Origin of the sequence: Mycobacterium kyogaense (genome assembly GCF_003254575.1) — a bacterium.
In the GTDB taxonomy this organism is placed as follows: domain Bacteria; phylum Actinomycetota; class Actinomycetes; order Mycobacteriales; family Mycobacteriaceae; genus Mycobacterium; species Mycobacterium kyogaense.
In genome coordinates this window covers 45996-67536 of sequence record NZ_QJUA01000010.1, presented here as the reverse complement: position 1 = coordinate 67536, position 21541 = coordinate 45996, and the positions used below count along the sequence as shown (strand labels likewise).

The window sequence follows — 21541 nt, the reverse complement described above, 5'->3', positions numbered from 1 at the left end:
GGTCCTCAGCCGTCCGCGTAGCCCGGGTGATCGATCGACAACCGGTGCGCCACCAGAAGTCGCAGGCAGGCCATGACGTCGTCGGCGCGCCCGTCGAGGTCGCCGGCGCGGATCGCCTCGGTCAACTCCGCCTCGTCGGCGACTCCCAGCGCGGTGAGCGCATCGCGAACCGAAGACGGCGCAGCGCAGAGCAATTCGCGTTCGACGATGCGCAGAGCGTTGGCCGCCACCCGGGCATGGAAGCCGACCTGGCCATCGCACGCCGCCCGGACGTCGGTTTCCAAGAACATCGCGACCGCGGCGACCAGCTCGGCGGCAGTGGGATGCGTGGTCATGCCGGCCCCCCGCCGGAGAGCAGATCGAGCAGGTCCCATTCGGTTTCGCTGACCCGCCGACCGATCGCAGCGAGCTCGACCGACGGGGTCTCCCCGGACAGGTGGCGATCGGCCTGATGGCGGCAGATGACTCCCCATCGCAGCGTGGCCACCGTCAGCCACCAGCGCAGGGCGGAGCGATCGACGTGGATGCCCGCGGCGTCCTCGTAGGATCGCACGAACGACTCGACACTGCCCAGCCCGCCCGCGCCGAGCGTGGCCGGGGCACCGAAACGCCATGCGCGGATGCAGAACCAGGCCAGATCCTCGTACACCTCGCCGAGATGCGTGAGCTCCCAGTCGAGGACGGCCGCCAGGCCGCTGTCGTCGACGATCAGGTTCCCCATCCGGAAGTCGCCGTGCACCAACCGCATCGGGGACGGAGCCGGTCGCTGCTCGGCGAGCCGGCGGAACGTCCACTCGAAAGTAGCTGTGGTGTCGCCGATGTCGTCGAGCCGGGCACGCCAATCGGCCAGATCGTCGGGCGCGCTGACCTCGACACCGGCGGTGTCGGCCCGGTGGATCGCAGCCAGCGCCTCGGCGCACTGACGCAGCAGCCGCGCCCGTCCGGCGTCGTCGAGTCCGCGGAAGATGCGCCGCACGATCGTCTCGCCGGGCACCGCGTCGCAGATCAGGTACGGGCTACCCACGTCGGCCGCGGAATCGCTGGCGGTGAGGATGTGCGGCACCGGAGCGCCGGCGGCCGCGGCACGCTGCTGCACCTGTGCCTCCAGTTCCATGCCGGCGTGGATGTCGTCGGGAGGGCCGGTACGCAGGATCAGGGCTCGCCGGGTCTCGCTGACGGCGTCGAACGCCCACGTCGTCCGGCTGGCGCCCCCGGTGAGCCGCGTCAGATTGTCGATCGCGACGTCACCGAGCAGCGGGGTCAGCACCGCCCGCAGTTGATCGGGCAGACTCATCTGCGACCGAACCCGAACAGGCGCTGGGCGACACGACGGATCTGGATCTCCTCCGCGCCCTCGGTGATGCGGTACCGCCGGTGGTGGCGATAGATGTGCTCGAACGGTTCGTGCCTGCTGTACCCGACGCCGCCGTGAACCTGCATCGCGCGGTCGGCGGCCTCGCAAACGAGGCGGTTGGCGCGGTAGTTGGCCATCGACACCTTGTCGGAGACCTCCATGTGGTGGTTGGCGTCGAGCTGGCTGGCGGCGTAGTACACCAGCAGCCGCACCATCTGGGCCTCGGTCTGCAATTCCACCAACGGCCACTGCACCGCCTGGTTGACCGCCAGGGGCTTGCCGAACACCGACCGCTGGTTGGCGTAGCCGACCGCGCGGTCGATACAGTACTGGCCGGCGCCCAGGCTGCTGGCCGCCTGCCGAATCCTGTTCTCGTGCAAGAAAGTCTGCCCGACATCGAGGCCATGACCCACCTCGCCGAGCACAGCTTCGGCGGGCACCCGGACGTTGTCGAGGACGACCTCGCCGTGATCGGTGGGCATGTTGAATGTCCACCAGTAGTAGGGCACGGTGAAGCCGGGCGAGTCGGTAGGAACCAGGAATGCGGTGATACCACGCGCCTGCCCGGGCTCACCGGAGGTGCGCGCGAAGATCAGGTCATGGGTGGCCCGGTGCACACCGGTGTTCCAGCGCTTGGCGCCGTTGATGATCCAGTCGTTCCCGTCGCGCACCGCGGTCGTCTCCAGCCACGTGGCGTCGGAGCCGTGGTTCGGCTCGGTCAGCCCGAAGGCCATCGACCGTTCGCCGGTGATCAGCGCCTCGGTCCATGCGGCTTTCTGCTCGTCGGTGCCGAACCGGTCCATCATGATGACCTGAGGGAAGTTCCCGACGATCGACGACTCGTCCTGCAGGTCGTTGTGCAGCCCGAGACCCTTGTGGGCCAGGTGTTCCCGGATGACGGCCATGTCGATGTTGCTGCCGTCGCGGCCACCGAATCGCGACGGCAGACCGTAACGCAACCAGCCTGCCGCGTCGGCGCGTCGGCGCATCTCGGTGAGGAGGTCCTCCCAGTCGCGGCGCGGCACCCCGCCGTTGTCCCAGTCGGTGCGCGCGTACTCGCGCCGGTGGTCGAAGTACTGGATGTGCTCGCGCTCGAGCGGTGTGATCTCGGCCTCGATGAACGCGTCCATCTCGGCCAGCAGCCCCGGAAGGTGTTCGGGGAGGCTGAAATCCACGGTGATCTCCTTGCTGGTCGACTGTCAGTGTCCGTACAGCGTCTTCTTCCAGATGCGCGACAGCGTGCCGATGGCATCGTCGTCGCTCATCGTGATCCCGATGCTCGCGCCGGTGTCGCCGGCGAAGACCGTGGTGAAGTTCTCGAAAAGCAGCGCGATCGCCGCCGCGGTGTGCTCGGGATCCAGATCGCCTGCGAAACCCTGATCCTGGGCGCGTCGTACCGACGCTGCGACGATGTCGATGCCGAAGCGGCGGAACCCGTTCTGCAGCACGGCGAATCGCGGCTGAGTGGCCGCCAGTTGTGCGACGGCGATCATGATGCCGATGTTCTGGGCGAACATCGTCCAGTAACCGGTGACGACGGCGGTGAAGAACGCCTCGTCGTCGGGGGACTCGGGAAGCGGGACACTCAGACCCGACGGCGTCACCACCTCGTGGAGGAAGGACTCGGCGAGATCGGCCAGCAGGTCTTCTTTGTCGGCGAAGTACCGGTAGAACGCCGCGGGGGACCGGCCGGCTGCAGAGGTGATGTCGCCCAGCGTGGTGCCGTGGAAACCACGTTCAGCGAACAGCTTTCGTGCTGCCTGCTCGATCGCCAGGCGAGTCTGACGTCCCTTGGCGCTCAAGTCCGACGGGCTGGGCGGCACGCGGTCAGCCCAGGATCCGGTCGCCTGCGCGCAGCAGCGCACTGGGAAGTTCATGACCGACTGCGTCCTGGGCGACCCGGGCGGCGTCGATCGCCCTGTCGAGGTCGACGTCGACGCCGATGCCGCAGTCCCGCAGCAAGTACACCAGGTCTTCGGTGGCGATGTTGCCGCTGGCGCCGGGCGCGAACGGGCAGCCACCCAATCCGCCGACCGAGGCGTCCAGTCGCGTCACCCCGGCCTGGATCGCGGCGTAGGCACTGGCCAGTCCGGCGCCGCGGGTGTTGTGGAAGTGCGCGCCCAACGGCAGATCGCCGATCAGGGGGCGGAGGAGCGCGATGAGTTCTGCGACCCGGCGCGGGGTCGCGGTACCGATCGTGTCGGCGATGGCCAACCGGTCCGCACCGGCATCCACGGCGGCGGTCACCACGTCGATCACCCGATTCGCGGGCGTCGGCCCGTCGAACGGACAGTCCCAGGCAGTCGCGACGATGACCTCCACCCTGGCGCCGGCGTCGTGGGCGATCCTCACGATGTCCGGGATCACCGCAGCCGCCTCCGCCGACGTGCGGCCGACGTTGGCGCGGCTGTGGCCGTCGGCGGCCGACACCACGTACTCGATGGACTGCAGACCCGCCGCGATCGCCCGATGGGCGCCGGTGGGACTGGCCACCAGCGCGGAGAAGTCGATGCCGGGGAAGTCGCCGAGGTGCTCGGCCAGCTCGGCGGCGTCGGCCAGCGCAGGCACCTTCGACGGGGAGACGAACGCGGTGGCTTCCATTTCCCGCACGCCGGTCGCGGCGATGGCAGCCAGCAAATCCCGCTTGGCCGACAACGGGATCGGCGTTTCGATCTGCAGTCCGTCGCGAAGAGAGACATCCCTGATGGTCACGTGCGAAGGAAGATCCGTCACAGCACCCCCTCGGCGCGCAGGTCCGCCAGGTCGGCGTCGGTGTGGCCGAGCAGGTCGCGGTAGATCTCCTCGTTGTGCTGACCCGGGCGTGCAGGCCCGGCACTGCGGATCGTCCCCGGGGTTTCCGACAGCACCGGCACCACACCGGGTCCCTTGACGTTGCGGCCGATTCGCTCGTCGAAGTGGTCGGCGATCATGCCGCGCGCCTGCAACTGCGGGTCCGTGACGACCTCGGCCACGGTGTTGATCGGACCGCTGATCACGCCGGCCGCGGACAGGGTCGCGATGATGTCCGCGGGTTCCCGGGCGGCGGCCCATGCGCCGATGATCGCGTCGAGCTCGTCCTGATTGCGCCCCCGGGCGACGTGAGTGGCGAACCGCTCGTCGGTGGCCAACTCGGGCTGCCCCATCGCCTGGCACAGGCGCCGGAACACGGTGTCCTGGTTGGCCGCGATCACCACCCAGCTGCCGTCGGCGGCCGGATAGATGTTCGACGGGGCGATGCCCTCCAGTCGCGTCCCCGACGGGCCCCGCACCACGCCACCCACGTCGTAGTCGGGAATCGTCGATTCCTGCACTGCCAGGCACGATTCGGTCAGTGCCGCGTCGACGACCTGGCCCTCGCCGGTCACGCTGCGGCGGTAGAGCGCGGCCAGCGCACCTTGTGCGGCGAACATTCCGGCGAGGCTGTCGCCGAGGGAGAGGGCGAGCCGCGGGGGAGGCCCGCCGGGGAAGCCGTTCATGTGCCGCAACCCGCTGGCCGCCTCGGCGACCGAGGCGTAGCCGGCCTTGTGTGCCTCCGGGCCCGTCTGCCCGTATCCCGACACCCGCACCACGATGATCCCTCGATTGCGTTCGCGCAGAACGTCGTAGCCCAGGCCCCACTTTTCCAGCGTGCCGGGCCGGAAGTTCTCCACCAGGATGTCGCTGCGCTCGATCAGCTCGAGGAACAGCTCACGACCGGCGGGCACCCGCAGGTTCAGCGTGACCGCCTTCTTGTTGCGGGCGTGGACCGTCCAGAAGAAGTGGTGCCCGTCGAGTTCGGCCTGCCCCCACGTTCGTAGCGGATCCGGAGCGCCCGGCGCCTCGATCTTGACCACGTCGGCGCCCATGTCGCCCAGCAACCGCCCAGCGAACGGACCGGAGATCAACGTCCCGACCTCGATCACCCGGATACCGTCGAGCGGGCCCGTGCATTCTCCCCGGTCGCTTCGCTCCTGCCCGCCTGAATTTTTCCCCCGGTCGCTTCGCTCCTGCCCGCCGGTGACAGTCACGCCGAAAGCCCCCGCCGCTGCAGCCATTCCGTGCAGATGTCCACCGCCGCGCGCAGTTTGTCCCGCTGGTCTGCGCCGGCGTAGTAGTGGTTGGCGCCGGGGATCTCGTGCATCTCCTTGTCCGGGTGACCGATCGCGTCGAAGATCCTGCGGGTATGGCTGGGTGTGCACGCGTCGTCGGCGAGGTTGCCGATCACCAGCGTCGGCACGGCGATGTCCGGGCCGGCTTTGACGGCGTCGGCGCGGGCGTCGTCGTAGCTCCACTGGGAGAGCCAGCTGCGCAGTGTGCAGAATCGCGCCAGGCCGACGGGGCTCATGTTCACCACCCGAGGATCGCCCAGATAGCAGGTGCCTGGGGTGCGTTCGTTCGGATCCACCGTCGGATCGAGCCAGCGGGGGTCGGCCATCGTGCCGTGGACGACGAACGCGAACTCGTCGTCCGGTCTGCCGGCGGCCTTCAGTTCGGCGAGCGTGGTCTTGACCCACGCGGTGATCCGGCGGTTGCGGTCGATCTGCGCCTGGTGATAGCGCTCCAGGAACTCCGGCGTGTAGGGCGGCTGATTGGGGTTGTCCGGGTTGTAGAGGTCGGGCTCGGGATCGCGCTGGCTCGGGTCGGACTCGTCGAGTATCGACGCGTCCATCCACTCGGTCATCGTGCCGTGCCGGCTGATGTGTGCGGCGAGCAGCATGATGGCGTCGGCGGGGATCAGGCCCAGCGAGGTGAGGTCGGGTCCGTCGCCCGACGGGCTGGCGGTCACCGTCGGGTGCTGTGCCTGCTGCTGGTAGAACACCGACAGCGAACCGCCACCGCTCCAGCCGGCGAGGACCACCTTCTGATAGCCGAGACGATTCTTGGCGTCCTTGATGCATTCGCCGAGGTCCTCGACGACCTTCTCCATCAGCAGGGCCGAGTCGGTGCCGCGGAACCGGCTGTTGCAGTAGATGACGTGGTGGCCGGCGCGGGCCAGCGCGGTGATCATCGGCAGATAGGCGCCGCCCCCGATCGGGTGCATGAACACCAGCACGGTCTCTGATGGCGTGGCCGGCTTGAGCAGGTAGCTCTCCAGCACCACCAGTTCGGCCACCCCGCCGTAGACGTCGCGAACGGCCGAATTGTTCTGATAGGCAACCAGATACGGGATGCGCTCGTAATCGTGGCGGGCGCTCATCAGTGCTGTCCCAGATCGTGGGCGAGCACCTCGGGCGAGGGGGTCAGTCGCCTGCGCGTGTCGATCGAGATGACCTGCCAGTCCACCGAGCGATAGTCGTCGAACTTGCGTCGTGCTCGCTCGCGCGCTTTCTCCGGCGCCCCGTGGTGCACACCCTGCGGGGCGTGCGAGATCAACCCGGGCGGCATCGGGATGCCGTAGAGGGAACCGCCGTGGAAGAACGCGATCTCGTCGAAGTCGACGTTGCGGTGATACCACGGTGTGCGCTCGGTGCCCGGTACCCCCTCGGCGGGCTTGGGCAGGAAGTTCATCACGTACACGCCGGTGGCCTGCATGAACAGGTGCACCGTCGGGGGCAGGTGCACGCTGTCGGAGGTCACGACGTGGTAGTCGCTGATGTTGAAGGTGAAGGGGAAGTTGTCGCCCCGCCATCCCTGGACGTCGAGCGGATGGTGCTCGTAGTACAGCGTCGTGGTGTCGCACCCGTCGATGGGGGAGTGCACGAGCCGCACCTCGTAGCTCTCCCGGCCGTCGTCGTCGCAGGGCGCAGGATCGGGGATCGTCACCTGGGAGGGGTCGAACGGGAAATGCCGGCCGAGCGTTCCGGGTGGCGGCACGCGGAACTCGTCGGTGGCCTGGATCATCAACCACGTACCCGGTTCCTCCGGCAGCTGTCGCCACGTGCACGCCTTCGGCAGGTAGACCCAGTCGCCTGCTCGGTACCGGAGCGGCCCGAACTCGGTTTCCAGCGAGCCGGCGCCCTCGTGCACGAAACACAAGAGGTCGCCGTCGACGTGGCGAACCCAGAACGGCATCTCGGCGCTGCGCCGGGACAGGAAGATCTGCGCGTCGGCGTTGGAGAACATCAGCAGGGGTGCGCCGAGGGCGTCGCCGGCATCGGAGGGCTTCAGCTCGCCGGCGAGGACATCGATGGGACGTAGCGGGCCGCTCGACCGGTACGCCGTCGGATCGTTGCGCCGGTAGAGGTGGGCGAAGCGGCCGGTGAACCCTCCACGGCCGAGCTCGTCGTCCTTGAGGCCATCCAGATCTGCGTGAAGCCGCTTCGGAACGGTGCCTTTGGACAGATGGACGAACGATTCCATGACGTCTCCTCGATCGAAGTGAAACTGACGTTACTTTTATTTCTGAGGTCGGGTCAAGGGGCGCTTGATCCGCTCGAGCGTCAGTCGTCCAGGTCGACCCGGATCGTGAGCAGATCGGTGCCGAAGGTCTCGACTCCGACGTTGTTGAACCGGGGCAGCTCTTGCATGCGGGCGCGAGGGTCGTCGTCGGGCAGCGGGACGGCCGTACCCCGGTGCCAGCGTCCGTTCAACCGGATGCGGACGCGCGGATCGGCTGCGATGTTGCGGACGTACTGGGACTTCTCACCGAACTCGGAGACGAACCAGAAGTGGCCGCCGATCCGACGCCCGCCCACGGGAGTCTGTCTGGGCCGGCCGGACCGGCGTCCCGTCGTCTCCAGCAGTGTCTGGAACGGCAGGTGCCGCATCACGGGGTTGGCGATGTTCCTCTGGAAGAAGACGGTGACTGCCTCTCGGACGGTGCGTGGCACCCCACTCGTCATGTGGTGAGCTTATGACGTGATTGTGAGCCTGGTCACTGCGTTGACGTCCCTCGGCGACGCGCCGGCCTGACGATCCATGGTATTTACGCAGACGAAAACCGGCGTGTTCCCCGTGGCTGGGCTTTCTCGGTTCGTGGTCGCATGCTTTACTGCAACCGCGACAACTGAACTCTTCTCGGCCCATCCCGCGCCGTCACGGGCATCTTGGGGATGGCGCCACAACGCGGTGAAGACATCGCTGTGGTGTCGGCGACCGCACGGGAAACCGCAGGACGAACCGCCACGGGCGGTACACCGAAGATGGATGGAATGACCGAATGAGACTTCTTGACAGGATTCGTGGCCCGTGGGCGCGCCGCTTCGGCATCGCCGCATTCGCCGCGGTTTTGCTGCCGGGCATCATCGGCTTCGCCGGGGGCTCCGCGACCGCAGGGGCGTTCTCGCGGCCCGGTCTGCCGGTCGAGTACCTGATGGTGCCGTCGCCGTCGATGGGCCGTGACATCAAGGTGCAGTTCCAGAGCGGCGGCCCGAACTCGCCGGCGCTCTACCTCCTCGACGGCCTGCGCGCCCAGGACGACTTCAACGGCTGGGACATCAACACCCAGGCGTTCGAGTGGTACCTCGACTCCGGCATCTCGGTGGTCATGCCGGTCGGCGGGCAGTCCAGCTTCTACTCGAACTGGTACAAGCCCGCGTGCGGCAAGGCCGGCTGCCTGACCTACAACTGGGAGACCTTCCTGACTCAGGAGCTGCCCGGCTTCCTCGCGTCGGAGCGTCAGGTGAAGTCGACCGGCAGCGCAGCCGTGGGTCTGTCGATGGCCGGCAGCGCCTCGCTGGTGCTGGCCGCGCATCACCCCGGCCAGTTCACCTACGCCGGCTCGATGTCTGGCTTCCTGAACCCGTCCGAGGGCTGGTGGCCCGGCCTGATCAACATCTCGATGGGTGACGCCGGTGGCTACAAGGCCAACGACATGTGGGGTCCCGCCGAGACCGATCCCGCGTGGAAGTACAACGACCCGATGGTGCAGATCCCGAATCTGGTCGCCAACAACACCCGCATCTGGGTGTACTGCGGCAACGGCCAGCCCAACGAGCTCGGCGGCGGCGATCTGCCCGCCACCTTCCTCGAAGGACTGACCATCCGCACCAACCGGACGTTCCAGGACAACTACGTCGCTGCCGGCGGGAAGAACGGCGTGTTCAACTTCCCCGACAACGGCACGCACAACTGGGCGTACTGGGGTCGTGAGCTGCAGGCCATGAAGCCCGACCTGATCTCGCACCTCGTCGGATAGCCCCCGACGTAAGGGGTTCGACACCCAACGACGAAGCCCCCGGCCGACTACGGCCGGGGGCTTCCTCGTTTCCGGGCGGTGACTATCGTGGCGGCATGACCGAGATCAACGCGATGGTGGCGCACGAGGACGGCGAGGGCGGCATCGTCCTGCGGCACGAGGTGGTCGACGAGACGTTCCTGCCCGACGGTGATGTCGAGATCCACGTCGAGTACTCCAGCGTCAACTACAAGGACGCGCTCGCCGTCACGCCGAAAGGTGGTGTGGCACGGGCCTATCCGTTGATCCCCGGCGTCGACGTCGCCGGAACGGTCACCGCGAGCACGTCGCCCGACTTCGCCGTCGGCGACGCGGTGATCGCCCACGGCCAGGACATCGGCACCGGACGGCACGGCGGTTACGCGCAGGTCGCCAGGTATCCAGCCGACTACCTGGTCAAGCTGACGTCTTTGAGCACAAGCGACGCCGCCGCGATCGGCACGGCCGGCTTCACTGCGGCGCTGAGCGTCGACGCGCTGCGCGCACACGGGGTGCAACCGGGCGACGGACCTGTCCTGGTTACCGGCGCCACCGGCGGAGTCGGCAGCGTCAGCGTCGACCTGCTGGCCGGCCTGGGCTACGAGGTCGTGGCATCGACAGGCAAGGCGCAGGCGCGCGAGCTGCTGCGTGACCTGGGTGCCGCGGAGGTCATCGACCGCGTGCCCGGTCCCGATGAGAAGGTCCGGGCATTGGGTAAGGCGCACTGGGCCGCGGTGGTGGACTGTGTCGGCGGCACGACGCTGGCCTACGCCCTCAGCACGCTGAAATACGGCGGCGTAGCGGCGATCTCGGGCTTGGCGGGGTCGACAGACCTGCCCGCAACCGTGATGCCCTTTATCCTGCGCGGAGTGACGTTGGCCGGGATCGACTCGGTGCTGCTACCGATCGCCCGGCGCAGAGAAGTCTGGGCGCAGATCGAAAGCGATCTCGCTCCACGCCATCTGGCGCGTGTCACCACCGACGTGCCGGTACGCCGCGTCGACGAGGTGCTCAAGACCATCATCGGTGGCGGCGTCACCGGTCGAACCCGCGTGGTCGTGCACGACGGGTTCTGACCGGTACCGGGCTACTTCAGTTGAGCCGACGACAACCCGAGTAGGCGACGGGCGACGACGAGCTGCTGAATCTGCTGGGTGCCTTCGAAGATGTCGAGAATCTTGGAGTCGCGAGCCCACTTCTCCAGCAGGGTCTGCTCGGAATAGCCTGTGGTGCCGGCCATCTCGACGGACTTGAGGGTGATGTCGGTGCCGACCCTGGCGGCCTTGGCCTTACCCATCGAGGCTTCTTTGGAGTTCGGGATCTTGTTGTCGGCCTGCCACGCGGAGCGCACGGTCAGCAGGTAGCCCGCCTCCCAATCGGCCTCCATCCGCAGGAACTCCGCGGCCGCGGCGCTCTGCGCGTGTGCGGGCTTGTCGTAGGAGATCTCGATGCCGGCATCGGTGAGGATCTTGCGCAATTCCTCGAGCGCGGCGCGGGCCACGCCGACGGCCATCGCCGCCACGATGGGCCGCGTGTTGTCGAAGGTCTCCATGACCCCGGCAAAACCCTTGTCCACCTGGATCTCCGGGCTGCCGAGCAGATTCTCCTTCGGAACGCGGGCGTTCTCGAACCGGATCGCCGCAGTGTCGGAAGCCTTGATCCCGAGCTTGTTCTCGAGTCGCTCGACAGTCACGCCCGGGTGCTCACGGGGCACGATGAACGACTTGATCGCCGCGCGCCCCATGGACTTGTCGAGCGTCGCCCACACCACGATGTGGGTCGCGCGCGACCCAGCGGTGACGTAGATCTTCTCGCCGTTGATGACGTACTCGTCCCCGTCGAGGACGGCCGTCGTCGACACCGCCGCGGAGTCCGAGCCGAACCCCGGCTCGGTGATGGCCATCGCCGCCCACACCTTGCCCAAGCGCTCCAGCTGCTCACGGGAGGCCACACTCGAGATGGCGGCGTTGCCGAGGCCCTGGTAGGGCACCGACAGCAGCAGCGCGACGTCGCCCCAGCTCACCTCCAGCGCGTTGAGGAGCGCAGACATGTTGGCGCCGTTGACGTTTCCCTTAGGGCCGTCACCGTCCTTGCTGAGCCCCTGTGCGCCGGCGAACGAGATTGTGTTCGCCTCCGAGATGCCCTCGAAGAGGGTGGCCAGCGTGTCGAGTTCGACCGGATAGTCGTGCTCACGCAGGTCGTATTTGCGCGAGATCGGTCGCAGCATCTCTGCTGCACCCTGGTGGCCCTTCTCGATGACCGCCTGCAGCTTCTTCGGCATTTCCAGATTGATCGCCATGGTGGTATCGCCTTTCTAGAGAACGCTGTTGGTCAGAGAACGACGACACCCTCGGCGACGCCGAGTGCCCGCAGATCGCGGTACCAGCGTTCGACCGGGTGTTCCTTCGTGTAGCCGTGGCCGCCGAGCAGTTGCACGCCGTCGAGGCCGATCTGCATGCCCTTGTCGGTGCCCAGTCGCTTGGCCAACGCCGCTTCGCGGGCGAAGGAGAGGCCCTGCTCGGCGCGCGAGGCGCCCCGCCAGGTGATCAGTCGCAGGCCGTCGAGTTCGATCGCGATGTTGGCGCACATGAACGCCACCGACTGCCGGTGCGCGATCGGTTCGCCGAACGCTTCGCGTTCCTTGACGTAGGGGACCACGTAGTCGAGGACGGCGTGGGACGTGCCGACGGCCAGCGCCGCCCAGCCCAGCCGCGACAACGCGATGGCCTCGGAGTAGTTGCTGTCGTGCTCGGCTTCGCTGACGTCCTCACCCAGGCGCGCGCTCAGCGGCACGGTGACCTTGTCGAGCTCGACGCGACCCAGCGCAGCCGCCCGGATGCCCATGCTGGGATCGGCAGTGACCGTCACGCCGCTGGCCGCCGATTCGACCAGGAACAGCGTCGGCTTGCCGTTCAGCTGCGCGGCGATGACGAACAGCTCGGCGTCGGCGGCAGCCGGGACCAGCGACTTGACGCCGTCGAGCCGATAACCGCTCGGGGTCCGCACGGCGGTCGTCTTGAGGGAGGTCGGGTCGAACAGCGGGTGCGGTTCCGCGATCGCGACGCACGCCTGCGGGACGTTCTCGCCGGCGAACTCCGGCAGGTAGGTCGCCTGCTGGTCGGCACTTCCCCAGTGGGTCAGGGCCGACGCGACACCGCCCGGCGCCAGGATCGGCAGCGCCAGACCCATGTCGCCGTACGCGAGCGCCTCCGCCACCAGCGCATTGGTGATGGTGCTGCGGTTCTCGGCGATCCCGTCGAAGTCCTCGGGGATGTTGATCGCGGTGATGCCGAGTTCGGCGGCCTTGGCGATCAGGTCCGGGGGATAGGTGGCCGCGGCGTCGGCATCGTGTGCGGCCGGGCGTAGGATCTCTTCGGCGAACTCCTCGACGGTCTGGACGATCATCTTCTGGTCGTCGTCGGGGGTGAGGTCGAAGTAGTCGGCCCCGCTGGGCTTCAGCCGCGTCGCGGGCTTGCCGAGACCCTGTACGCGCTTGAACTGACGGGTGGTCGCGCCGGCCGCGGAGAACGCCTGCTTCACGCCGTACTTGAGGCCCCGGTTCAGCGGGTCCCGCAGGTTGTACTTGTCCAGGAACTCCTGCCCGATCAGGGGCGTTAGCAGCGCGATACCGATGTCGGTCGCGGACCGCTTGTGCTTGTGCAAGCCCACGGCACTTTCCTGGCCGGTTCGCTTGGACGGCAGGGTGTTCGTCATTGGTCAGCTGCCTCCAGTGGGGATCGGATGAGCGCAGATGCGCAACTGACTCAAGAGTAAGGTATCGGAACTGACTATTGAGTAAGGTCGGTGGATTGTTGCCTATTTCACAAGCGCGGCGAGCACGGCGTCGTGCACCAGGCCGTTGGTGGCCACCGCACTGCCGCCGTGCGGCCCGGGCCGTGCCGAGAGGTCGGTGAACCGCCCGCCGGCCTCCCGGACCAGGATGTCCAGTGGGGCGAGATCCCACAGCTTGACCTCCGGTTCCACCGCGACGTCGACGGCGCCCTCGGCCACCAGGCAGTACGACCAGAAGTCGCCGTAGCCGCGGGTACGCCACACCGCGTCGGTGAGGTCGATGAAGGTCGAGCGCGCGCTCTCCCAGCCCGTCGTCAGGTCCGAGTAGGACAGGCTCGCCGAGCCGAGGTCGGCGACGCCGGACACCGAGATGGGGCGCGTCGTCCCGCGAAAAGACGTGAACGCGCCCTGACCGGTGCCGGCCCACCAGCGTCGGGCCAGTGCGGGCGCGCTCACCACGCCGACCTCCGGCACGCCGTCGACGAGCAGCGCGATCAGCGTCGCCCAGATCGGCACCCCGCGCACGAAGTTCTTGGTGCCGTCGATCGGATCGACCACCCACTGCCGGCCTGCGAACTCCGAGGTGCCGCCGAACTCCTCGCCGAACACCGAGTCGGCGGGGCGCTGCTCGGCCAGTCGTTCTCGCAGCAATGTCTCGGTGTCCAGATCGGCGTCGGTGGCCGGGGTCATGTCCGGCTTCGTCTCGACGCGCAGATCCACCGCTCCGAACCGCTGCATCGTCAGCGCGTCGGCCTCCTCCGCCAGCGTGAGGGCTAGGGCGAGGTCGGCGGCGATGTCAGGCGAGTGGGTGCTCATACGTGGAGTCCTACCATGGCGGTGTGGCCGAACTCGCGATCATGCTGCTCATCATCGGTGCCATCGTGCTCGTCCTGGCGCCCCGGATCATGCGCAAGCGCGGTGTGGGCAACGACTGGGCTCCGGGCACGCTCCTGGTCACCGGGGTGAGCCCGCGCCCCGCCGACATGACCGGTGAGCAATACGTGACCATCACCGGAGTCATCAACGGCCCGACGGTCAACGAATACACCGTCTACACCCGGATGGTCGTCGACGTGAATGCTTGGCCGACGATGGGCCAGCTCATCGACGTGAGGTATTCGCCGCGCAATCCGGAGAAGTGGGCGATCTCCTCACCCGTGCCCAATCCGGAGTAGCTCCTCGAGACTGGTCAGCTTGATCCGCGGCCGTCCTGACCCCTGCCCGGTGGTGCGCTCGTGCTGGTCGATCAGCCGCCAGTGATCGTTGGTCACCACCTTGGGTTGGCGTCCCCGCAGCCACTGCTCGACGTTCGCGGCGTGGTCCTCACCCCGATCGGTCGGCTCGGCCGCCTGCAGGTCGGTCAGCAGCGTCGCGACGGTGTCCGCGGAATCGCTCTTGTTGCTGCCGATCACGCCGGTCGGGCCGCGCTTGATCCACCCCACCACGTACTCGTTGGTGCTGCCCTCGACCCGCCCGTCGGTGTGCGGGATCGTGCCCGACCGATCGTCGAACGGCAGGCCAGGCATCGGTACGCCGCGGTAGCCGACAGCGCGCACGACGAGCTGCGCCGGAACGTCCTCCCGCTCGCCGGTGTCGCGGGCCGACACCCGGCCGTCCTCGCCGCGCACCAACTCGTTGCGGCCCAGCACGATCGACTCGACCTTGCCGTCGCCCTTGATCTCGATCGGTGAGGTGCGGAACCGAAACACGATGCGCCGCTTGGCGCCCTTGAGTTCCCGCTCGCCGTAGCCGCGCAGCACCTTGATGTTGTTGCGCACCGTCTTGCCCGCGGCCTCGAGGTCCTCGTCGGTGATGTCGGCGAAATCGGCCGGGTCGATGACCACGTGGACATCGCCGAGAGCCTCCAGATCGCCGAGCTCGCGCAACTCGAGCGTCGTGAACGGAGCCTGTAGCGGACCGCGCCGCCCGATCACCAGCACCTCCTCCACGCCGCGCGCGTGCAGGGAGTCGAGTGCGTGGTCGGCGATGTCGGTCTCGGCCAGCAGATCCGGATCGCTGACCAGGATGCGTGCCACGTCGATGGCCACGTTTCCGTTGCCCACCACGACCGCGCGTCCCGATGAGACGTCGGGGGCCATCTCGCCGTAGTGTGGGTGGGCGTTGTACCAGCCGACGAAGTCGACCGCCGCCACACTGCCGGGCAGGTCTTCACCCGGAATGCCCAACGGCCGGTCGGACTGGGCGCCGTTGGCGTAGATGACCGCGTCGTAGCGCTCTGCGAGTTCGGCCGGCTGGACGTGCTCGCCGACGACGACGTTGCCGAAGAAGCGGAACCGCGGATCGGCCGAGACTTTGTCGAACTGCGCCGAGATCGACTTGATCTTCGGATGGTCCGGCGCGACGCCGGAGCGCACCAGCCCCCACGGGGTGGGCAGCATCTCGAGCATGTCGACGCAGACACTGCGGGTGAGGTCGTCGCTGTCGGCGGCCTTCAGCAGCGCGGCGGCGGCGAAGAATCCGGAGGGTCCGGAGCCGACGATCGCCACGTGGTACGGGCGCAAAGGGGGCATGTGGGCTGCCTTCTGTCGCGGCCCGACCACGCGCAGGGGGCTGTCGCGTCGTGGCCGGGCGAGGTTGCCTCCCGATGCTAAAGCGCAGTCGGCGTCGGTCGAGGAGAACGCGCGGACCGGTACCCTGAACTCCCGTGGATCCTGACCGCCAAGCCGATATCGCTGCCCTCGACTCCACGCTCACCACTGTGGAGCGTGTTCTCGACGTCGAGGCCCTTCGTGGGCGCATCACGCAGCTCGAGGAGGAGGCGTCCGACCCGAAGCTGTGGGACGACCAGACGCGGGCGCAGAAGGTGACCAGCGACCTGTCGCACGCCCAGAACGAGCTGCGCCGGGTCGAGGAGTTGCGTCAGCGCGTCGAGGATCTGCCGGTGCTCTACGAACTGGCGGCCGAGGAGGACGGCTCCGACGCGGTCGCCGAAGCTGTTTCGGACGCCGACGCCGAGCTGCATCAGCTGCGCGAGGACATCGAGGCGCTCGAGGTTCGCACGCTGCTGTCGGGGGAGTACGACGAGCGTGAGGCGCTGGTCAACATCCGTTCGGGCGCCGGCGGCGTGGACGCGGCCGACTGGGCCGAGATGCTGATGCGGATGTACATCCGCTGGGCCGAGCAGCACAAGTACCCGGTCGAGGTCTACGACACCTCCTATGCCGAGGAGGCCGGTATCAAGAGCGCCACGTTCGCGGTGCACGCGCCCTTCGCCTACGGCACGCTCTCGGTCGAGCAGGGCACGCATCGGCTGGTGCGGATCAGCCCCTTCGACAACCAGGGCCGCCGGCAGACGTCGTTCGCCGAGGTCGAGGTGCTTCCCGTCACCGAGACCACCGACCACATCGACATCCCCGAGCAGGACGTGCGCGTCGACGTCTACCGCTCCAGCGGTCCCGGCGGTCAGTCGGTGAACACCACCGACTCGGCGGTCCGGCTGACCCACATCCCCACCGGCATCGTCGTCACCTGCCAGAACGAGAAGTCGCAGCTGCAGAACAAGGTGTCGGCGATGCGCGTGCTGCAGGCCAAACTGCTCGAACGCAAGCGCCAGGAGGAGCGCGCCGAACTCGACGCGCTCAAAAGTGACAGCGGCAGCTCCTGGGGTAACCAGATGCGGTCCTACGTTCTGCACCCCTATCAGATGGTCAAAGATCTCCGCACCGAATACGAGGTCGGCAACCCGGGCGCCGTCCTCGACGGTGACATCGACGGGTTCCTCGAGGCCGGTATCCGGTGGCGCAACAGGAAAGACGACGACGAGTAGCCCGTGAACACCACGCTTGTAGCTTTCGACCTCGCCTCGCGGTGGCACGGCTTCTGGCGCGGCGACATCGGCGTGTGGATCCTCGACCGCGGTGTGCGGATCGCGCTGCTGCTGATCGGCGCGCTGCTGGCCACCCGATTCATCAACTGGACCGCGCAGCGCGTCACCCGCCGCATCGACGCCGAGTACCAGGAGAGCGACCAGCTGGTGCGCTCGGAGAGCGCCAAGCACCGGCAAGCCGTCGCGTCGGTGATCTCCTACGTCTCGGTGGGTCTGCTGTTCGTGATGGTGGCGGTCCAGATCACCGACATACTCGCGATCCCCATCGGGTCGCTGGTAGCCCCCGCCGCGGTCATCGGCGCCGCTCTGGGCTTCGGCGCCCAGCGGCTGGTGCAGGATCTGCTGTCGGGCTTCTTCATCATCACCGAGAAGCAGTACGGGTTCGGTGACCTGGTCGCGCTGACCGTCGCCGGGATCGCCGCACCCGCCGAGGGCACGGTCGAGGACGTCACGCTGCGTGTCACCAAACTGCGCTCGTCGGAAGGGGAGATGTTCACGATCCCGAACGGCCAGATCGTCAAGACCGTCAACCTGTCCAAGGACTGGGCCCGGGCGGTGATCGACATCCCGGTGCCGGTGTCGGCGGACCTCAACGCGGTCAACGACGTCCTGCACGACGTCGCCGACAAGGCCCTGCACGACAACCAACTGAAGGACCTGCTGCTGGACGCGCCCCAGTTGATGGGCGTGGAGAGCATCGAACTGGAGACGGTGAACCTGCGCATGGTCGCCCGTACGTTGCCCGGTAAGCAGTTCGAGGTCGGCCGACGGCTGAGGGTGCTGGTGATCCGGGCGTTGCGGCGGGCCGGAATCGTGGCGCCGGGAGAAGCGTCCCCGGTCGTGGCCGCGATCCCGCACCCGGCACGCGTCGACACGCCCACGCCGAAGGCCGATCCCGCCGCCACGGGCGCACAGCCGGAGACGCAGCGATGAAGTGGCTGGACTGGTTGGCGCCCAAACGCGCCGGAGGCACGAAGGCCGAAAAGAAGTGGCCGAACTACATCTTCGGCGGCCGGATGCGCACGTCGACGGCAACGCTGATCCTCGCGTTCGTCGCGCTGTTCTGGGTGAATCAGACTTTCCAGCCGGCGCCGAGCACCACGGCGCCCGATGCCAACCAGGTGGTGCCCCCGGGCTTCGTGCCCGACCCCAACTACACCTGGGTACCGCGCACCAACGTCGCGCCGAGCGAGACCTCGACCGCCAGGACGACGACGACCACGACCACGACGACGACGACCCCGTCGCCGACTCCGTCGCCGTCTGAGTCCGACGCCACGACGCCGTCGACCACCACCGGCACGGCACCCGGCGGTGCCTCGACCACGGTCATCGATCCCGACGGGCCCGGCCCGCTGGGCCCGATCACGTTCACGGCGCCGCCGTTTCTGGCGCCGACCTCGGTCCCGCCGCCGGGTGCGCCCGCGACCACGACGGCGTTGCCGCCGCAGTGAGGCCGCGGCCACCCGTCCGGCGATGTGGTGACCGCATGGCTCCCCGCTACACTGGCGTGCCGTGATGATCACCCTCGACCATGTCTCCAAGCAGTACAAGTCGTCGGCGCGACCCGCCCTCGACAATGTGTCGCTGAAGATCGACAAGGGTGAGTTCGTCTTCCTCATCGGCCCGTCCGGGTCGGGCAAGTCCACGTTCATGCGTCTGCTGCTGGGCGAAGAGCACCCGTCCTCCGGCGACATCCGGGTGTCGAAGTTCCACGTCAACAAGCTGTCCGGGCGGCACATCCCCGGGCTGCGCCAGGTCATCGGCTGTGTCTTCCAGGACTTTCGTCTGCTGCAGCAGAAGACCGTTTTCGAGAACGTCGCGTTCGCGCTCGAGGTGATCGGCAAGCGGTCCGACACCATCAACCGCGTGGTGCCCGACGTGCTCGAGATGGTCGGGCTGTCGGGTAAGGCCAACCGGCTGCCGGCCGAGCTGTCCGGCGGTGAGCAGCAGCGGGTCGCGATCGCCCGCGCGTTCGTCAACCGGCCGCTGGTGCTGCTGGCCGACGAGCCCACCGGCAACCTCGACCCGGACACCAGCAAGGACATCATGGATCTGCTCGAGCGGATCAACCGCACCGGCACGACGGTGCTGATGGCCACCCACGACCACCACATCGTCGATTCCATGCGTCAGCGGGTCGTCGAACTCGAACTCGGCCGGCTGGTTCGCGACGAACAGCGCGGCGTCTACGGAATGGATCGCTAGTGCGCTTCGGCTTCCTCGTCAACGAAGTCCTGACCGGACTTCGCCGCAACGTCACCATGACGATCGCGATGGTGCTCACCACCGCGATCTCCATCGGTCTGTTCGGCGGCGGGCTCCTCGTCGTCCGGCTCGCGGATCAGTCGCGCGCCATCTACCTCGACCGGGTCGAGAGTCAGGTCTTCCTCACCAACGACGTGTCGGCGAACGACCCGACCTGCGATGCGGACCCGTGCAAGGCGCTGCGCAAGACGATCGAGGACCGCGACGACGTGCGCTCGGTGCGCTTCTTGAACCGGGACGAGGCCTACGACGACGCGATCCGGAAGTTCCCGCAGTACAAGGACGTCGCGGGCAAGGACGCGTTCCCGGCGTCCTTCGTCGTCAAGCTCGACGATCCCGAGCAGCACAAGGACTTCGACGACTCGATGATCGGCCAGCCCGGCGTGCTCAACGTGTTGAACCAGAAGGACCTGATCGACCGGCTGTTCGCGGTTCTCGACGGCATCAGCAACGTGGCGTTCGCGGTGGCGCTGGTGCAGGCCATCGGCGCGGTGCTGTTGATCGCCAACATGGTCCAAGTCGCGGCCTACACCCGTCGCACCGAGATCGGCATCATGCGACTCGTCGGCGCCACGCGCTGGTACACCCAGCTGCCATTCCTGTTGGAGGCGATGCTGGCGGCCTTCGTCGGCGTGGTGATCGCGATCGCGGGGTTGATCGCGGTGCGGGCGCTGTTCCTCGAGAACGCGCTCGACCAGTTCTACCAAGCCAACCTGATCGCCAGGGTGGACTACGCCGACGTCCTCTACTACAGCGCGCCCTGGATGTTGCTTCTCGGCCTGGCGATGTCGGGGATCACCTCCTACGTCACCTTGCGCCTCTACGTGCGGAGGTAGCAGTGGCCAAGAAAGCCAAGGGCGTCAAGGACACCAACAACCAGGTGGTGGCCACGAACCGCAAAGCCCGCCACAACTTCTCCATCCTCGAGACCTTCGAGGCCGGAGTGGCGCTGATGGGAACCGAGGTCAAGAGCCTGCGGGAGGGGCAGGCGTCGCTGGCCGACGCGTTCGCCACCGTGGACGACGGCGAGATCTGGCTGCGCAACCTGCACATCCCGGAGTATCACCACGGCACCTGGACCAACCACGCCCCGCGGCGCAATCGAAAGTTGCTTCTGCACCGCAACGAGATCGACACGCTCGTCGGCAAGACCCGCGACGGCAACCTGACCCTGGTGCCGCTGTCGCTGTACTTCACCGGCGGCAAGGTGAAGGTGGAACTGGCGTTGGCCCGCGGTAAGCAGGCCCACGACAAGCGCCAAGATCTGGCGCGCCGAGACGCAGAGCGCGAAGTCACCCGTGAGCTGGGGCGCCGCGTCAAGGGCATGACCTCCTGACCGGGATCCTCAGCGCACTGATCGCGGCGCTGGGCTACGGCGTCAGCGACTTCGTCGGCGGCTACGCCTCGCGCCGCGTCGCCGCCCTGCGGGTGGTGATCCTGTCCTACCCGCTGGCCCTGGTCCTGTTGACCATCCTCGCCGTGCCGTACGGCGGGGAGCTGAGCCGAGCTGCCGTGCTGTGGGGACTGCTCGCGGGCGTGGGCCAGGCCTTCGGGGTGTGGTGGTTCTACGCCGCCCTCGGCTCCGGGCCCATCTCCGTGGTGTCGCCCCTGACCTCGGTGCTCGTCGCGGCCGTGCCGGTCGGCTTCGGGGTCGCGCTGGGGGAGCGGCCGAGTGCGCTCGCTCTCGTCGGCGTGGCGGTCGCGCTGATCGCGGTCGTCATGGTGAGTCGGCAGGCGGAAGATCTCGACGGCGATCCGAGCCCGCACCGGTTCACCGTGAAAGTGGCCTGGTTGACCGTCGGGTCGGGGATCGCGTTCGGCATGAATTTCGTGATCCTGGACCAGGTGCCGCCGTCGGCGGGGCTCTGGCCGCTGGTGTTCGGGCGGATGGCCGCGACGGCGATCGTCATCATCGCGGCGCTGCTCACGGCCAACTTCGTGCTGGTGCGCGGCGTTCCGCTGCGGTTGGCGGTGCTCGCCGGGGTCCTCGACACCGTGGCCAACGTGGCGACCCTGCTCGCGTTGCACTCCTCGCTGCTGTCGTTGACGGGCGTGTTGGTCGCGCTGTACCCGGCGGCGACGGTGGCGCTCGCGGTGGCGGTGCTGCGGGAGTCCGTCACTCGCTCGCAGGTGGTCGGAATGATTCTCGCGTTCGCCTCCGTCGCGCTGATCGCCGCTGGTTAGCTACTTCCAGCGCGGGTAGCCG

The 21541-nt window shown here is 67.9% G+C and carries 23 protein-coding genes; 10 read left to right on the top strand and 13 right to left on the bottom strand.

Annotated elements, in window-relative coordinates; translation table 11 throughout:
* Positions 1 to 5 precede the first annotated feature (5 nt).
* From DMB80_RS09965 to DMB80_RS09925, 9 genes are all read right to left on the bottom strand, one after another.
* Positions 6 to 335: a DUF6285 domain-containing protein gene (locus DMB80_RS09965; RefSeq protein WP_111509702.1), complete on the bottom strand. Its 330-nt coding sequence runs from the start codon at positions 333 to 335 to the stop codon at positions 6 to 8.
* Positions 332 to 1294, bottom strand: coding sequence for a phosphotransferase family protein (locus DMB80_RS09960; protein WP_111509701.1), 963 nt, complete (start codon positions 1292 to 1294; stop codon positions 332 to 334). Before DMB80_RS09960 ends, DMB80_RS09965 begins: the two co-directional genes overlap by 4 nt.
* On the bottom strand, positions 1291 to 2529 hold the full coding sequence (locus tag DMB80_RS09955) for an acyl-CoA dehydrogenase family protein (RefSeq protein WP_111509700.1): 1239 nt from the start codon (positions 2527 to 2529) through the stop codon (positions 1291 to 1293). Before DMB80_RS09955 ends, DMB80_RS09960 begins: the two co-directional genes overlap by 4 nt.
* Before the next feature lie 24 nt (positions 2530 to 2553).
* Positions 2554 to 3177: a TetR/AcrR family transcriptional regulator gene (locus tag DMB80_RS09950; RefSeq protein WP_111509760.1), complete on the bottom strand. Its 624-nt coding sequence runs from the start codon at positions 3175 to 3177 to the stop codon at positions 2554 to 2556.
* 4 nt (positions 3178 to 3181) lie between these two features.
* The gene (locus tag DMB80_RS09945) at positions 3182 to 4087 is read right to left on the bottom strand and encodes a hydroxymethylglutaryl-CoA lyase (protein ID WP_111509699.1); all 906 of its coding nucleotides are present in this window, start codon (positions 4085 to 4087) and stop codon (positions 3182 to 3184) included.
* Positions 4084 to 5388, bottom strand: a complete 1305-nt coding sequence (locus DMB80_RS09940; RefSeq protein WP_420812163.1) for a CaiB/BaiF CoA transferase family protein — start codon at positions 5386 to 5388, stop codon at positions 4084 to 4086. Before DMB80_RS09940 ends, DMB80_RS09945 begins: the two co-directional genes overlap by 4 nt.
* A complete protein-coding gene (locus DMB80_RS09935) occupies positions 5358 to 6530 on the bottom strand; it encodes an alpha/beta fold hydrolase (RefSeq protein WP_111509698.1) in 1173 nt (390 codons plus the stop codon). The genes DMB80_RS09940 and DMB80_RS09935 overlap by 31 nt, the downstream gene beginning before the upstream one ends.
* On the bottom strand, positions 6530 to 7633 hold the full coding sequence (locus DMB80_RS09930) for a homogentisate 1,2-dioxygenase (protein ID WP_111509697.1): 1104 nt from the start codon (positions 7631 to 7633) through the stop codon (positions 6530 to 6532). The genes DMB80_RS09935 and DMB80_RS09930 overlap by 1 nt, the downstream gene beginning before the upstream one ends.
* Before the next feature lie 80 nt (positions 7634 to 7713).
* A complete protein-coding gene (locus DMB80_RS09925) occupies positions 7714 to 8115 on the bottom strand; it encodes a nitroreductase/quinone reductase family protein (protein WP_420812162.1) in 402 nt (133 codons plus the stop codon).
* A gap of 317 nt (positions 8116 to 8432) precedes the next feature.
* On the opposite strand from DMB80_RS09925, the gene DMB80_RS09920 reads away from it, so the two are divergent.
* Both DMB80_RS09920 and DMB80_RS09915 read left to right on the top strand, forming a co-directional pair.
* The gene (locus DMB80_RS09920; RefSeq protein WP_111509695.1) at positions 8433 to 9410 is read left to right on the top strand and encodes an esterase family protein; all 978 of its coding nucleotides are present in this window, start codon (positions 8433 to 8435) and stop codon (positions 9408 to 9410) included.
* Positions 9411 to 9505: 95 nt separating this feature from the next.
* On the top strand, positions 9506 to 10504 hold the full coding sequence (locus DMB80_RS09915; protein WP_111509694.1) for an MDR family oxidoreductase: 999 nt from the start codon (positions 9506 to 9508) through the stop codon (positions 10502 to 10504).
* A gap of 11 nt (positions 10505 to 10515) precedes the next feature.
* Here DMB80_RS09915 and DMB80_RS09910 read toward each other — a convergent pair whose 3' ends face one another.
* From DMB80_RS09910 to hisN, 3 genes are all read right to left on the bottom strand, one after another.
* Positions 10516 to 11727 carry an acyl-CoA dehydrogenase family protein gene (locus DMB80_RS09910; protein WP_073683090.1) on the bottom strand — a complete coding sequence of 404 codons (1212 nt, stop codon included), beginning with the start codon at positions 11725 to 11727 and terminating at the stop codon, positions 10516 to 10518.
* A gap of 32 nt (positions 11728 to 11759) precedes the next feature.
* Positions 11760 to 13142 carry an acyl-CoA dehydrogenase family protein gene (locus DMB80_RS09905; protein ID WP_111509693.1) on the bottom strand — a complete coding sequence of 461 codons (1383 nt, stop codon included), beginning with the start codon at positions 13140 to 13142 and terminating at the stop codon, positions 11760 to 11762.
* A gap of 102 nt (positions 13143 to 13244) precedes the next feature.
* A complete protein-coding gene (hisN, locus tag DMB80_RS09900; RefSeq protein ID WP_046362759.1) occupies positions 13245 to 14036 on the bottom strand; it encodes a histidinol-phosphatase in 792 nt (263 codons plus the stop codon).
* A 23-nt stretch (positions 14037 to 14059) separates the two neighbouring features.
* Between hisN and DMB80_RS09895 the strand changes: the two genes are divergently transcribed.
* Positions 14060 to 14395, top strand: coding sequence for a hypothetical protein (locus DMB80_RS09895; protein WP_046362791.1), 336 nt, complete (start codon positions 14060 to 14062; stop codon positions 14393 to 14395).
* On the opposite strand, the gene DMB80_RS09890 is transcribed toward DMB80_RS09895, so the two are convergent.
* Positions 14372 to 15751, bottom strand: a complete 1380-nt coding sequence (locus DMB80_RS09890; protein WP_111509758.1) for an FAD-dependent oxidoreductase — start codon at positions 15749 to 15751, stop codon at positions 14372 to 14374. The two genes, DMB80_RS09895 and DMB80_RS09890, sit on opposite strands and share 24 nt — an antisense overlap.
* A 134-nt stretch (positions 15752 to 15885) precedes the next feature.
* Here DMB80_RS09890 and prfB point away from each other — a divergent pair, with 134 nt between their 5' ends.
* The 7 genes from prfB to DMB80_RS09855 all read left to right on the top strand — a co-directional run bounded on the left by prfB (position 15886) and on the right by DMB80_RS09855 (position 21519).
* Positions 15886 to 17007 carry a peptide chain release factor 2 gene (prfB, locus tag DMB80_RS09885; protein WP_111509692.1) on the top strand — a complete coding sequence of 374 codons (1122 nt, stop codon included), beginning with the start codon at positions 15886 to 15888 and terminating at the stop codon, positions 17005 to 17007.
* Between the two features lie 3 nt (positions 17008 to 17010).
* The gene (locus DMB80_RS09880) at positions 17011 to 18000 is read left to right on the top strand and encodes a mechanosensitive ion channel family protein (protein ID WP_240431103.1); all 990 of its coding nucleotides are present in this window, start codon (positions 17011 to 17013) and stop codon (positions 17998 to 18000) included.
* On the top strand, positions 17997 to 18521 hold the full coding sequence (locus DMB80_RS09875; protein WP_420812161.1) for an Rv3103c family proline-rich protein: 525 nt from the start codon (positions 17997 to 17999) through the stop codon (positions 18519 to 18521). Before DMB80_RS09880 ends, DMB80_RS09875 begins: the two co-directional genes overlap by 4 nt.
* 64 nt (positions 18522 to 18585) lie before the next feature.
* A complete protein-coding gene (gene ftsE, locus DMB80_RS09870; RefSeq protein ID WP_048425187.1) occupies positions 18586 to 19275 on the top strand; it encodes a cell division ATP-binding protein FtsE in 690 nt (229 codons plus the stop codon).
* A complete protein-coding gene (ftsX, locus tag DMB80_RS09865; RefSeq protein ID WP_111509691.1) occupies positions 19275 to 20171 on the top strand; it encodes a permease-like cell division protein FtsX in 897 nt (298 codons plus the stop codon). The genes ftsE and ftsX overlap by 1 nt, the downstream gene beginning before the upstream one ends.
* A 2-nt stretch (positions 20172 to 20173) precedes the next feature.
* Entirely contained in the window at positions 20174 to 20671 is a 498-nt protein-coding gene (smpB, locus tag DMB80_RS09860; protein ID WP_046362764.1) for an SsrA-binding protein SmpB, read from the top strand.
* Complete coding sequence (locus DMB80_RS09855; protein WP_111509690.1) at positions 20668 to 21519, top strand: DMT family transporter; 852 nt, start codon at positions 20668 to 20670, stop codon at positions 21517 to 21519. The genes smpB and DMB80_RS09855 overlap by 4 nt, the downstream gene beginning before the upstream one ends.
* Positions 21520 to 21541: the final 22 nt, after the last annotated feature.

Bases quoted from the DNA above. Each gene is read 5' to 3' on its own strand.
- DMB80_RS09915 (WP_111509694.1), top strand. From the start codon at position 9,506: ATGACCGAGATCAACGCGATGGTGGCGCACGAGGACGGCGAGGGCGGC.
- DMB80_RS09910 (WP_073683090.1), bottom strand. From the start codon at position 11,727: ATGGCGATCAATCTGGAAATGCCGAAGAAGCTGCAGGCGGTCATCGAG.
- hisN (WP_046362759.1), bottom strand. From the start codon at position 14,036: ATGAGCACCCACTCGCCTGACATCGCCGCCGACCTCGCCCTAGCCCTC.
- DMB80_RS09920 (WP_111509695.1), top strand. From the start codon at position 8,433: ATGAGACTTCTTGACAGGATTCGTGGCCCGTGGGCGCGCCGCTTCGGC.
- DMB80_RS09890 (WP_111509758.1), bottom strand. From the start codon at position 15,751: ATGCCCCCTTTGCGCCCGTACCACGTGGCGATCGTCGGCTCCGGACCC.
- DMB80_RS09935 (WP_111509698.1), bottom strand. From the start codon at position 6,530: ATGAGCGCCCGCCACGATTACGAGCGCATCCCGTATCTGGTTGCCTAT.
- DMB80_RS09960 (WP_111509701.1), bottom strand. From the start codon at position 1,294: ATGAGTCTGCCCGATCAACTGCGGGCGGTGCTGACCCCGCTGCTCGGT.
- DMB80_RS09905 (WP_111509693.1), bottom strand. From the start codon at position 13,142: ATGACGAACACCCTGCCGTCCAAGCGAACCGGCCAGGAAAGTGCCGTG.
- DMB80_RS09875 (WP_420812161.1), top strand. From the start codon at position 17,997: ATGAAGTGGCTGGACTGGTTGGCGCCCAAACGCGCCGGAGGCACGAAG.
- DMB80_RS09940 (WP_420812163.1), bottom strand. From the start codon at position 5,388: ATGGCTGCAGCGGCGGGGGCTTTCGGCGTGACTGTCACCGGCGGGCAG.
- DMB80_RS09925 (WP_420812162.1), bottom strand. From the start codon at position 8,115: ATGACGAGTGGGGTGCCACGCACCGTCCGAGAGGCAGTCACCGTCTTC.
- DMB80_RS09930 (WP_111509697.1), bottom strand. From the start codon at position 7,633: ATGGAATCGTTCGTCCATCTGTCCAAAGGCACCGTTCCGAAGCGGCTT.
- DMB80_RS09965 (WP_111509702.1), bottom strand. From the start codon at position 335: ATGACCACGCATCCCACTGCCGCCGAGCTGGTCGCCGCGGTCGCGATG.
- ftsE (WP_048425187.1), top strand. From the start codon at position 18,586: ATGATCACCCTCGACCATGTCTCCAAGCAGTACAAGTCGTCGGCGCGA.